The 11857-nt window shown below is 70.6% G+C and carries 10 protein-coding genes and 1 pseudogene; 1 reads left to right on the top strand and 10 read right to left on the bottom strand.

Translation table 11 applies throughout. From position 1 onward, the window contains the following. The 4 genes and pseudogenes from VIU94_RS10145 to VIU94_RS10130 form a co-directional block, all read right to left on the bottom strand. Window positions 1–458: pseudogene (locus tag VIU94_RS10145) on the bottom strand (hypothetical protein); the annotation flags it as partial. Between the two features lie 175 nt (window positions 459–633). Further along, window positions 634–978, bottom strand: coding sequence for a DUF6113 family protein (locus VIU94_RS10140; RefSeq protein ID WP_331909847.1), 345 nt, complete (start codon window positions 976–978; stop codon window positions 634–636). A gap of 17 nt (window positions 979–995) precedes the next feature. After that, complete coding sequence (gene mshB / locus VIU94_RS10135) at window positions 996–1883, bottom strand: N-acetyl-1-D-myo-inositol-2-amino-2-deoxy-alpha-D-glucopyranoside deacetylase (RefSeq protein ID WP_331909845.1); 888 nt, start codon at window positions 1881–1883, stop codon at window positions 996–998. Window positions 1884–1938: 55 nt separating this feature from the next. Beyond that, window positions 1939–2133, bottom strand: coding sequence for a hypothetical protein (locus VIU94_RS10130; RefSeq protein ID WP_331909843.1), 195 nt, complete (start codon window positions 2131–2133; stop codon window positions 1939–1941). Window positions 2134–2300: 167 nt separating this feature from the next. Between VIU94_RS10130 and VIU94_RS10125 the strand changes: the two genes are divergently transcribed. Next, a complete protein-coding gene (locus VIU94_RS10125; protein ID WP_331909841.1) occupies window positions 2301–4436 on the top strand; it encodes a S9 family peptidase in 2136 nt (711 codons plus the stop codon). A 21-nt stretch (window positions 4437–4457) separates the two neighbouring features. Here the strand turns inward: VIU94_RS10125 and VIU94_RS10120 are convergent, their stop codons facing one another. The 6 genes from VIU94_RS10120 to VIU94_RS10095 form a co-directional block, all read right to left on the bottom strand. Then, window positions 4458–5402, bottom strand: a complete 945-nt coding sequence (locus tag VIU94_RS10120) for a hypothetical protein (RefSeq protein ID WP_331909839.1) — start codon at window positions 5400–5402, stop codon at window positions 4458–4460. Between the two features lie 255 nt (window positions 5403–5657). Further along, window positions 5658–6770 (bottom strand): ABC transporter ATP-binding protein, encoded by a 1113-nt coding sequence (locus VIU94_RS10115; RefSeq protein ID WP_331909837.1) that lies wholly within the window; start codon window positions 6768–6770, stop codon window positions 5658–5660. Beyond that, the gene (locus VIU94_RS10110) at window positions 6763–7746 is read right to left on the bottom strand and encodes an ABC transporter ATP-binding protein (RefSeq protein ID WP_331909835.1); all 984 of its coding nucleotides are present in this window, start codon (window positions 7744–7746) and stop codon (window positions 6763–6765) included. The genes VIU94_RS10115 and VIU94_RS10110 overlap by 8 nt, the downstream gene beginning before the upstream one ends. Window positions 7747–7752: 6 nt before the next feature. Next, window positions 7753–8739: an ABC transporter permease gene (locus VIU94_RS10105; protein ID WP_331909833.1), complete on the bottom strand. Its 987-nt coding sequence runs from the start codon at window positions 8737–8739 to the stop codon at window positions 7753–7755. Beyond that, window positions 8732–9655, bottom strand: a complete 924-nt coding sequence (locus VIU94_RS10100; RefSeq protein ID WP_331909831.1) for an ABC transporter permease — start codon at window positions 9653–9655, stop codon at window positions 8732–8734. Before VIU94_RS10100 ends, VIU94_RS10105 begins: the two co-directional genes overlap by 8 nt. Before the next feature lie 89 nt (window positions 9656–9744). Then, a complete protein-coding gene (locus VIU94_RS10095; protein WP_331909829.1) occupies window positions 9745–11376 on the bottom strand; it encodes a peptide ABC transporter substrate-binding protein in 1632 nt (543 codons plus the stop codon). Window positions 11377–11857 lie beyond the last annotated feature (481 nt).

The raw sequence follows: 11857 nt of genomic DNA, 5'->3' as shown, positions 1-11857 counted from the left end.
CCGGGGCCGCCCGCCGCCGGACCGCCACCCGCCGGCGCGGCCGGAGCCGCTCCCTTGCGCGGTGCGAACCAGCTGCTCGTCGGCCTCGCAGGCTCCTCCTGCGGGGCCTGCGGCTCGGCCGGCTCCGGCTCAGGGGCCTTGGCCGGCTTCGCGGCCTCCGGCGGCTGCTGCGCCTCGGCGACCGGCTTGCGCACGACCACGGGCGGGATGGGGCGCGAACCCGGGATGTTGATCCGGATCCGGGTCGTCAGCGTGGTCTCGGTCTTGGGCTCGTCCGGCTGCGGCCGGGGGGCGCCGGTGGAGGCAGCGGACTCGTCCGGAGCGTCCTGCGTGGGATGGAGCGACGGATACTGGCGGGATCCGTACGGCGGCGTGCCCGAGGGGTACGCGGCTCCCCCACGCCCCTGAGCGGCGCCGGAGGACGAACTGTCGGTCTCACGACCAGTTTCACGACTCAAAGCAGGCTCTCCCGGTTGGCTCCGCCGCCCGATCTTGCTGGTGCTTCCTGTGCCCGGGCGGCTCGGCGGCGCGCACCACCATACTGGCCGCGGCCGTCGCGTACCCGACGGCCGGGGAGATGGGAACGGGCAATCCGGCCGAAGTCCGGGCAGGTCGTGCGTGAAGTCGGCGAGTTCAGGACGTCGGCCGCGGAAGCCTTGACATCGTGGCGCAGATCACAGCGAGGGCCATTCCGCCCAGCAGGTACACCGTCTCGCCCAGTCCGCCGGCGAACACCCCGTCCCCTTCCGCCTGTCCGAAGGCGAGCAGAACGATCGAAACCAGCCAGCCCGCAGCGGACGCGGCGATGCCGAGCTGGCTGCCGGTGGCGCGCAGACCGCCGTAGAACAGCGCGGCGGTCGCGAGCAGCGCCAAGAGCAACCCGGCCGGGAGCCAGGCCGCTTGGACCAGCGCTCCGGCCGTCCCGACGACGAAGCCGAGGACGACGAGCCCGACGTACGCGGCGATCCGCCCGGCCATGGCGAGCGGGTGGCCGCTCACGCCTCCACCCCCGCGAACAGGTCGTCCTCGCGCACGCCCGCCGGTGCGCCGGGCGTGCCCCGCACCAACTCGTAGTACTCCGTGGTGAAGAGGGGCTGCGCGAGGTCGTTCGAGAGCGCGAAGAACGGTCCCTCGACGGCGATCTGGGTGGCGTGCGCGCGCATCGCGGCCGCCTTCCGCTCCGCATGCCGCGCGCCGTCGATCTCCGTGGTGATCTGCGCGTCGTCCACCACACCCGGCACGTCGTCGACCGCGGCGATCCCGGGGAATCCGGCGTCCGCTGCGCGGAGCCGGGCGAAGGCCGCCTCGGCGACCGTGCGCGGCACCCGGTTCCAGTAGATCTTGGCGATCTCGTGGGCCGGGCCGAGGTCGGCGCGGTAGCCGGGGTCGGCGGCCAGCTCGGCGGCGCGCATGGCGACGCGGTGGGCCTGGATGTGGTCGGGGTGGCCGTAGCCGCCGTCGGGGTCGTACGTGACGAGCACCTGCGGCCGTACGGAACGGATCACCTCGACCAGGTACGCGGCGGCGTCGTCGACCGGGGTGTTCCAGAACGCGCCCTCGCGGCGGTTCTGCTCGACGCCCATCATCCCGGAGTCGCGGAACCGGCCGGGGCCGCCGAGGAAGCGGTGGTCGGTGACGCCCAGCTCCTTCATCGCGGCGGCGAGTTCGCCGACGCGGTGGTCGCCGAGCCGGTCCTCCCTGTCGGGCGCCAGGTGCGCGAGCTCGGGCGGGATGACCTCGCCCTCCTCGCCGAGGGTGCAGGTCACCAGGGTCACCCCGGCGCCCTCCGCCGCGTACCTGGCCATGGTGGCGCCGTTGTTGATCGACTCGTCGTCGGGGTGCGCGTGCACCAGGAGCAGACGACGGCCCGGTAGATCCGTCATGACCCCACCCTACGAGAGTCCCCCCGTGCACCGGCCCGCCGGCAGCACGGGCCCGCTAGAACTTGATGCCGCCGATCATGCTGGCCACGTTGGTGGTGAAGGTGCTGATCGTCGGGGCGATCGTGGAGCTCGCCAGGTAGAAGCCGAGCAGCATGCAGACCGCCGCGTGTCCCCCCTTGAGACCCGATTTCTTGATCAGCAGGAAGACGACGATCGCCAGCAGCACCACCGCCGAAATCGAGAGTGCCACGGCGGTTCACCTCCATACGTATCGGACGGATATTCGTTCGGATCACGCAGTGAGCATGTGCCAGGGGGTTCATACCCACCTAGCGCTACGGATCATAACTATGTGTGGCCACGCATCCTTCGGTGTACGGAGGCACAGGGGGGCGCACGCACCGCTAGGTTCGGCGCATGACCACGATCGAGCCTTCCGTCCCTCTGTCGTTTCCGCGTCAGTACGCCACCACGCAACGCTTCACGCTGGGCGCACCGCGCGGGTTCACGGTCTCGCCCGACGGCGAGCGGGTGGTGTTCCTGAGGTCGCCGTCCGGGCGGAACCGTGCGCATCTGCTCTGGGCGTTGGACCTGGCGTCCGGGGCGGCCGTGCGCGAGCGGGTGGCAGCCGATCCCGAGGAACTGCTCGGCGGAGCGGCGGAGCGGCTGTCGGCGCAGGAGCGGGCACGGCGGGAGCGGAGCCGGGAGGGCTCGGCGGGGATCGTGTCCTACGCGGTGGACGGGGCCGTGGAGTTGGCGGCGTTCACCCTGTCGGGGCGGCTGTTCACGGCGGAGCTGCGGGCCGGCACGGCGCGCGAACTGCCGGTGCCGGGGCCGGTGATCGACCCGCGGCCGTCGCCGGACGGGCGGCACGTCGCGTACGTGACGCGGGGGGCGCTGCGGGTCGTCGGCGCGGAGGGCGACGTGGACAGGGCGCTCGCGGAGCCGGAGGAGGCGCACACGACGTACGGCCTCGCCGAGTTCGCGGCGGCCGAGGAGATGGGCCGCTCGCGCGGGTTCTGGTGGTCGCCGGAGTCGGACCGGCTGCTGGTGGCGCGGGTCGACGACGCACGGGTGGAGCGGTGGTGGATCTCGGATCCGGCGCGGCCGGAGCAGGCGCCCGAGCAGGTGGCGTATCCGGCGGCGGGCACGGAGAACGCGGAGGTGCGGCTGTTCCTGCTGGGCCTCGACGGGGACCGACAGGAGGTGGCCTGGGACCGGCGCCGGTACCCGTACCTGGCGCGGGTGCACTGGTCGTCGGACGGCCCGCCGCTGCTCCTGGTCCAGGCCCGTGACCAGCGCACGCAGGCGTACCTGGCGGTGGATCCGGCGACCGGGGCGACACGGACCGTGCACGTGGACGAGGACCCCGTGTGGCTGGACCTGCATCCGGGGACGCCGGCGTGGGACGGCCTGGGGCGCTTGGTGCGGATCGCGGACGAGGGAGGCGCGCGGGTCCTGGCGGTCGGGGACCGGGCGCTGACCGGCGGAGCGCTGCAACTGCGCTCGGTACTGGACGTCGACGCGAACGACGTGCTGGTGGCGGCCGCGGCGGGGGCGGAGGCGAAGGACCCGGAGATCGGGGAGATCCATGTGTACCGGGTGAACGAACTGGGCGTGGAGCGCGTGTCCGAGGGGCCCGGGATTCACTCGGCCGTGCGAGGAGGCGGCGTGACCGTGCTGTCCTCGGCCCGGGTGGACGCGCCGGGCAGCGTGGCGCGGGTGCTGCGGGACGGGCGTCAGGTGGCGGTGGTGGCCTCGTACGCGGAGACGCCCGTGCTCTCCGCCCGCGTGCGGTTGGTCGAGGGGGGCGCACGGCGGATTCCGTGCGCCGTCCTGCTCCCCACCGGCTACGAGGAAGGTGACGGACTACTCCCCGTACTCATGGATCCGTACGGCGGCCCCCACGGACAGCGGGTGCTGGCCGCGCACAATCCGCATGTGACGTCCCAGTGGTTCGCGGACCAGGGGTTCGCGGTGATCGTGGCGGACGGGCGGGGCGCCCCGGGCCGGTCGCCCGCGTGGGAGAAGGCGATCGCGGGCGATCTGACGCCCACGCTCGACGACCAGATCGAGGCGCTGCAGGGCCTCGCGGGCGACTTCCCGCTGGATCTGGGGCGGGTGGGCATCCGGGGCTGGTCGTACGGCGGCTACCTGGCGGCGATGGCGGTGCTGCGGCGGCCGGACGTGTTCCACGCGGCGGTGGTGGGAGCGCCGCTGAGCGATCTGCGGCTGTACGACACCCACTACACGGAGCGGTACCTGGGCGGGACGCCGCAGGATCGCCCGGAGGTGTACGAGGCGAACTCGCTCGTCTGGGACGAGGGGCTGGTCGGCGCGGAAAGCCCCGCGCGGCCGATGATGATCATCCATGGGATGGCGGACGACAATGTGGTCGTGGCCCACTCGCTGAAGCTGTCCTCGGCGCTCCTGGCCGCGGGGCGGCCCCATGAGGTGCTGCCGCTGACGGGCGTGACGCACATGACGCCGCAGGAGCAGATCGCGGAGAACCTGCTGCTGCTCCAGGTGGACTTCCTGAAGCGATCCCTGTGAGCCGAAGCCGTCCTCCGACCGTCACCAGCCGGGCGGGCGGGGGTGCGGTGGGGCCGGTGGTCCGATGGCCGGGCGGGGCGGTGCGACCGGGTGCGGGGCGGTGCGGGCCGCACCCAGCAGAACGAGCACGGCCGCGCCGGTCAGCAGGGTGAACGCCCAGGTGGCGAGGTGGAGTTGGTCGCGCGGGGCGAGCGCGGCGATGCGCTCGGGGTCGGCCAGGACGTCGTAGCGCAGCGCCAGGGCGAGGCCCGTACCGCCGCCGATCAGCAGCACGCCGGCGATCATGCCGAGCGGGCGGGCGTGGCCGGCCCGGACGAGAGCGGCGCCGGCGGCGGCCAGGCAGGTGAGGACGACGACGGCGTTCAGCCAGCCGGGCGGGGTGGCCAGCATCGGCATGAGGACCGAGCGGCCGCCGGTGAAGCGGTCGACGGTGGCCCGGAGGGGGAGTTCGGCGGCCCAGTGGACCTCCCAGGCGGTCCACGTTCCGGCGGCGGCGAGGAGCAGGAGGGCGGCGGCGACGGCGGGGCCGCGGCGGGGGCGGCCGGTCCCGGCGGGACGGCGGGCGACGGCGGCGGTGACGAGGAGCAGGGCGCCGGCGACGAGGGCGACCAGGGTGGTGCCGAGGGCGGCGAGCGTGGCACCGGGTGCGGCCGCGGGTAACTCGTCGGCGGAGCCGAGCACCCAGAGGCCGGGCAGGCGTACGGCGAGGGTGACGGCGCCGGTGGCGGCGAACGCCGTGGGCCGGCGGGCGGCCGCCGCGTAGACGAGCAGGAGCAGGGGGTCGAGCGGGGAGGTGGCGGGCCGGCCTCCGTCGGCCGGCCAGGGTGACTCCCCGGCCCAGAACCCCCAGAGCCGCGGGCCCGAGCCGAGCACGGCGAGGTCCCGCAGGATCCAGCCGACCGTGAGCAGGGCGAGGACGGCGCATAAGCCCGCCCCCGTGAGACGTGCTCCGCGGGTCACAGTCACGGCCCGATCCTCATGCGAGTCGTCGGCCGGGGCAAGACCTTCCACATGACATATGCCCCGGGCCCCGGGCCGGCCTCAGGCAGCCTCGACCGGGCCTCGAAAAGCAGCGGCCGGCCGGGGCGACATGGCGCGCCCCGGCCGGCCTACGGCACCCGCACGGCCGTACGGTGATCAGCATGCCGGGTCCGTATATCGGAGCCGGGTCGCGGGAGTTGCCTTCGCGTTAACGTGCCCGAGGCGCCCGCGGGAAGGCAGTCACTCGGGCTCGTCCGGCGGGCCTGGCGCATCAGGCTCCTTGTCCGGCGGGCCTGGCTCACCAGGCCCCTCCTCCGTGGGGACCACCTGCTTCTCCTCGGCGAAGTGGCAGGCGGAGTCGTGCCGGGCGGGGGTGTCCAGCAGCCGGAATTCGGCGGGGACCGCCAGTTCCGGGACTTCGAGGGTGCAGCGCTCCTGGGCCTTCCAGCAGCGGGTGCGGAAGCGGCAGCCGGAGGGGATGTTGGCCGGGGAGGGGACGTCGCCGGTGAGGATGATGCGTTCGCGGTGCTCACGGGCGTCCGGGTCGGGGACCGGGACCGCGGACAGCAGCGCCTGGGTGTAGGGGTGCGTCGGGTGGTCGTAGATCTGCGTGTCCGTGCCGATCTCCACGATCCGGCCGAGGTACATGACGCCCACCCGGTCCGAGATGTGACGCACGATCGACAGGTCGTGGGCGATGAAGACGTACGACAGCGAGAACTCGGACTGGAGGTTGTCCAGGAGGTTCACCACCTGCGCCTGGACGGAGACGTCCAGCGCCGACACCGGCTCGTCCGCCACGATGATCTCCGGCCGCAGCGCCAGGCCGCGGGCGATGCCGATCCGCTGCCGCTGGCCGCCGCTGAACTGGTGCGGATAGCGGTTGATGTACTCGGGGTTGAGGCCCACCACGTCCAGCAGTTCCTGGACCTTGCGCCGCCGGTCGCCCTTCGGGGCGACCTCGGGGTGGATGTCGTACGGCTCCCCGATGATGTCGCCGACGGTCATGCGCGGGTTGAGCGAGGTGTACGGGTCCTGGAAGACCATCTGGATGTTCCGGCGCACCGCCTTCAGCGCCTTCGGCGAGAGCTTGGTGATGTCCTCGCCCTTGTACGAGATCGTCCCCGAGGTCGGGCGCTCCAGGTTCACCAGCATCTTCGCGACCGTCGACTTGCCGCAGCCGGACTCGCCCACGATGCCCAGGGTCTCCCCCGCGTGCAGGTCGAAGTCGACGCCGTCGACGGCCTTGACCGCGCCGACCTGCTTCTTGAAGAAGATGCCCTGGGTGAGCGGGTAGTGCTTGTGCAGGCCTCGGACCTCAAGAATGGCCTCGCCGCCCTGACCGTCAGCCATGGAGGCACTCCTTCCAGAAGTGGCAGGCGCTGTTGCGCGGGACCGGCGACTCGGTCACCTCGTACAGCGGCGGCACGTCCGTCCGGCACACGTCCTGCGCCAGCGGGCAGCGCGGGTTGAACGCGCAGCCCGGCGGAATCGCGAGCAGGTTCGGCGGCAGGCCCTTGATCGCGTACAGCTCCTGGCCCTTCTGGTCCAGGCGCGGGATCGAGTCCAGCAGGCCGCGGGTGTACGGGTGGGCGGGGGCCTTGTAGATCTCGTGCACGGGGGCGTGCTCGACGATCCGGCCCGCATACATCACCGCGATCTTGTCGGCGACGTCTGCGACGACGCCGAGGTCGTGGGTGATGAGGATCAGGCCCATGTTGAGCTCGCTCTGGAGCTCGGCGAGCAGGTCCATGACCTGGGCCTGCACGGTCACGTCGAGAGCCGTGGTCGGCTCGTCCGCGATGATCAGCTCGGGCTCCAGGGCCAGCGCCATCGCGATCATGATGCGCTGCCGCATGCCGCCGGAGAACTGGTGCGGGTACTGCCCGACGCGTTCCTTCGCGGCGGGGATGCGGACCCGGTCCATCAGCTCGATGGCCTTGGCCCGGGAGTCCTTCCGCGACATCCCCTGATGCACCTGGAACATCTCGCCCAGCTGGTCGCCCACGCTGAGCACGGGGTTCAGTGAGGACAGCGCGTCCTGGAAGATCATCGCCATCTTGGCGCCGCGGATCTTCCGCCGCTCGTCCTCCTTGAGCTTCAGGAGGTCCTGGCCCTGGAAGACGATCTCGCCGCCGGAGATCTTCCCGGGCGGGATGTCGAGGATGCCCATGATCGCCTGCGCGGTGACGGACTTGCCGGAACCGGACTCGCCGAGGACCGCGAGCGTCTCGCCCGCGTCCACCGAGTAGTTGACGCCGTTGACCGCCTTGGCCACCCCTTCGCGGGTGTGGAACTCCACGTGCAGGTCGCGGACTTCGAGCAGCATGGGCGCCTACCTCAGCTTCGGGTCGAGGGCGTCGCGCACCGCGTCGCCGAGCATGATGAACGCGAGCACGGTGATGGCGAGCGCGCCGGCCGGCCAGAGCAGCATGTGCGGGGCGTTGCGGATGTACTGCGAGGCCGAGGAGATGTCGATGCCCCAGGAGACCGAGGGCGGCTTCAGTCCGACGCCCAGGTACGACAGGGTCGCCTCCAGGGAGATGTACGTGCCGAGCGCGATGGTCGCGACGACGATCACCGGCGCGACGGCGTTGGGCATGATGTGCCGCAGCAGCATCCGCGAGTTGGACGCACCGAGGGCCCGCGCCGCCTGCACGTAGTCGTTGTGTTTGGCGGTGATGACGGAGCCGCGGGCGATCCGGGAGATCTGCGGCCAGCCGAGCAGCACCATGAAGCCGATCACCGGCCAGATGGTGTTGCTGGTGACGACCGACAGCAGGACGAGGCCGCCGAGGACGACCGGGATGGCGAAGAAGACGTCGGTGAACCGGGACACGACCGAGTCCCCGAAGCCACCGAAGAACCCAGCGAGCCCGCCCAGCACGCCGCCGAGGATCGCCACGCCGAGAGTGGCGAGGACGCCGACGGCGAGGGAGGTCCGCGCACCGTAGACGGTGCGGGTGTACACGTCGCAGCCCTGGCCGTTGAAGCCGAAGGGATGGCCGGGCTGGGAGCCCTCCTGGGCCTTGGCGAGGTCGCAGTCGAGCGGGTCGCCGGAGGCGATCAGGGACGGCCAGATCGAGATGATCACCAGGAAGAGGATGATCAGCCCGGAGATGATGAAGACCGGATTGCGGCGCAGGTCCCGCCAGGCGTCGGACCACAGCGAGCGGGGCTTCTGATCGGGGCCGGTGCCGAGGGGGCCGCCCGGCGTCTTCTCCAGCGACTCGCCCTCGTCCATGGCCAGGTCCGTCCCGCCGCCCGCCCCCGTGTGGTCGATGGCGCGCCCGTCGTCGAACGGCTCAAGAGGCTCAGGCATAGCGGATCCTCGGGTCGAGAACGGCGTACAGGAGGTCGACGATCAGGTTGGCCAGCAGGAAGACCAGCACCAGCACGGTGACGAACCCGACGACGGTCTGCGTGCTCTGCCGGACGATGCCCTGGTAGAGCTGGTAGCCGACCCCGTGGATGTTGAAGATCCGCTCGGTGACGATCGCCCCGCCCATCAGCGCGCCGATGTCGGCGCCGATGAAAGTGACCACCGGAATGAGGCTGTTGCGCAGCAGGTGCCGGGTGATGACCCGGCGGCGCGGCAGCCCCTTGGCGGTGGCGGTGCGGACGTAGTCGGCGCGCTTGTTCTCCGCGATCGAGGTCCGGGTGAGCCGGGTGACGTACGCGAGGGAGACGGAGGCCAGCACGAGGCCGGGGACGATCAGTTCGTCGATGGGGGCGCCGGTGGAGACGGCCGGGGAGATCCAGCCCCATTTGACGCCGAGGAGCAGCTGGATCAGCAGGCCGGTGACGAAGGTCGGGACGGAGAGCACGACCAGGGTCAGCAGCAGGACGCCGGTGTCGACAGGGCGGCCGCGGTGCAGTCCGGTGACGACGCCGAGGGTGATGCCGATGACGATCTCGAAGAAGATCGCGACGATGGTGAGCCGGATGGTGACCGGGAACGCCTCGGCCATCAGCTCGGTCACCGGCTGGCCGTTGAAGGCGGTGCCGAAGTCGCCGGTGAAGAGGTTGCCCATGTAGGTCACGTATTGCTGCCACACCGGCTTGTCGAGGCCGAACTCCTTCTCCAGCTGGGCGGCGGTCGCCGGGTCGCAGGCCCGGTCGCCGCAGAGGCCGGCGATGGGGTCGCCCATCACGTTCACCATCAAGAAGATCAGCAGCGTGGCACCGAAGAAGACCGGGATCATCTGCAGCAGACGCCGGATCACATAACGACCCATGAGGGGCTCCGGGGGTGGGGTGCGGGGAAACCGTACGGCCCGGCGCGGGAGGGTCGCCGAGCCGTACGCAGCCGACCTGCGTCACATGGTCACTGGACCTTGATCTGGTCGTAGACGGGGACGCTGAAGGGGTTCAGCGTGACGTTGGAGACGCGCTCCGAGTAGCCGGCGCTGCCGTTCTGGTACCAGAGCGGAATGGCGCCCATGTCGTCCCGGAGGACCTCTTCGGCCTGCTGGAAGAGCTCGACGGCCTTCGTGATGTCGGTCTCCGCGTTGGCCTGGTTGACCAGCTTGTCGAAGTCCGCGTTGGTCCACTTGCCGTCGTTGGACGAGGCGCCCGTGTAGTACAGCGGCTGGAGGAAGTTCTGGATGAGCGGGTAGTCCATCTGCCAGCCGGCGCGGAACGGGCCGGTCATCTTCGACTGGGTGATCTGGCTGCGGAAGTCGGCGAAGGTGCCGATCGGGTTGCCGACGCAGGCCTTGTTGTCGCCCAGCGCCTGGTTGATGGAGTTGCAGACGGCGTCCACCCACTCCTTGTGGGAGCCGGTGTCGGCGTTGTACGAGATCTTCATCGTGCCGCCCGGGATGCCGCCGCCCTCGGCGACCAGCTTCTTCGCCTCGGCGGCGTTGTACTCGCAGGCACTGCCGCAGAGGGTCTTGCTGTAGCCGCCGTCCTCGCCGAGCACCGGAGAGGTCCAGTCGGTCACGGGAGTACGGGTGTTCTGGAAGATCGTCTCGGTGATCTGCTTCCGGTTGATCGCCATGGACAGGCCCGTGCGGAGCTTCTCCTGACCCGGCTTGTTCCACGCCGGGTCGTAGAACGGGAAGGCCAGGGTCTGGATGATGCCGGCGGGCTGGTTGATGTACCGGTCGCCGAGGTCGGCCTGGACGTTCTTCAGCTGGGAGGCGGGCACGTCGTCGACGAGGTCGAGGTTGCCGGCCGTCAGGTCGGTGTAGGCCGTGTTGTTGTCGGTGTACACCTTGAGGGTGATGCCGCCGTTCTGCGCCTTGTCGGCGCCCGGGTAGTCGGCCCACTTCTTGAGCTCCATCTGGGAGCCCTTGGCGTAGGAGTCGACGGTGTACGGGCCGTTGCCGATCGGCTTGGAGAGCCAGGCGTCGTGGTCGTCGAAGAAGGCCTGGGGCAGCGGCGAGAACGCCGAGTAGCCGAGGGTGTCGGGCCAGGTGGAGAACTTCTGGGTGAGCTTGACCGTGAAAGTCTGGGCGTTCACGACCTTGAGGCCGGAGAGGGTCTGCGCCGTGGGCTGTCCCGTCTCGGGGTGCACCTGGGCGTAGCCCTCGATCTGGCCGAAGAACGGGGCGTTCTTCTGGTTGTTCTTCAGGTTGGCGGCGTAGTTCCAGGCGTCCACGAAGGACTGCGCGGTGACCTTCTCGCCGTTGGAGAAGGTCCAGCCGTCCTTGACGGTGATGGTGAAGTTGGTCGAGTCGGTCGTCTCGATCTTCTCGGCGAGCATGTCCTTCGCCTCGCCGGTCTTCGGATCGTACTGCTTGAGCCCGCGGAAGATCATGGACAGCACCTTGCCGCCCTGCACCTCATTGGTGTTGGCCGGTTCCAGCGGGTTCTGCGGGTCGCCCCAGGAGGAGCTCACGATCCCTTCGGCACCACCTCCGCCGCCGCTGTCGTCCCCGCCGCCGCAGGCGGTCGCGGCCAGGGCGACGGCCGTGGCCACTGCGGCCCACTTGGCGGTCGTGGCTCCACGCATCGAATGCCTCCTGAAGGTCCTAAGTCTGACTTAGGGTCCAATATCACCTCCTCTGCCCCGTTATGCACGTCCGGTGCTTCACCGGTGTGACGGGGAGAGGAGGCGAGGTGGAGGCGTCTGGTCAGACGAGGAGGAGGCCCCCGACCCAGGACCGGCTCGCCACGGGGTTCGCGTGTCCCTCCAGGGCCAGGGCTATGCCCGCGGCCCCGGCCAGGAAGCCCGGATAAGCGCGACGAGGTTCCCAACCCAGCCTGGAGACCCTGACGGTCTCCCGAAAGACTCGCCCGGGCGCTCGCGCGGAAATGAATTCGAGCACCCGATGTCACCGAATCGGGCATCAGACAGAAATGGCAGTGGGGAATTACTCGAGCCAGGCGAACTCTCGCCGGAGAACTGGCGAGACGATCACCTGACCGTGACGCTACATCACACGAATGGCGAGCTCAAGCGCTTGCGCGAATCCTCAAATCAACCTCAAATT

The organism is Streptomyces sp. (genome assembly GCF_036566765.1).
Lineage (GTDB): Bacteria > Actinomycetota > Actinomycetes > Streptomycetales > Streptomycetaceae > Streptomyces.
The sequence above is the reverse complement of the archived record's forward strand: the minus strand, read 5'-3'. Positions and strand labels throughout refer to the sequence as shown.

Bases quoted from the DNA above. Each gene is read 5' to 3' on its own strand.
- VIU94_RS10140 (WP_331909847.1), bottom strand. From the start codon at position 978: ATGGCCGGGCGGATCGCCGCGTACGTCGGGCTCGTCGTCCTCGGCTTC.
- mshB (WP_331909845.1), bottom strand. From the start codon at position 1,883: ATGACGGATCTACCGGGCCGTCGTCTGCTCCTGGTGCACGCGCACCCC.
- VIU94_RS10125 (WP_331909841.1), top strand. From the start codon at position 2,301: ATGACCACGATCGAGCCTTCCGTCCCTCTGTCGTTTCCGCGTCAGTAC.
- VIU94_RS10115 (WP_331909837.1), bottom strand. From the start codon at position 6,770: ATGGCTGACGGTCAGGGCGGCGAGGCCATTCTTGAGGTCCGAGGCCTG.
- VIU94_RS10110 (WP_331909835.1), bottom strand. From the start codon at position 7,746: ATGCTGCTCGAAGTCCGCGACCTGCACGTGGAGTTCCACACCCGCGAA.
- VIU94_RS10105 (WP_331909833.1), bottom strand. From the start codon at position 8,739: ATGCCTGAGCCTCTTGAGCCGTTCGACGACGGGCGCGCCATCGACCAC.
- VIU94_RS10100 (WP_331909831.1), bottom strand. From the start codon at position 9,655: ATGGGTCGTTATGTGATCCGGCGTCTGCTGCAGATGATCCCGGTCTTC.
- VIU94_RS10095 (WP_331909829.1), bottom strand. From the start codon at position 11,376: ATGCGTGGAGCCACGACCGCCAAGTGGGCCGCAGTGGCCACGGCCGTC.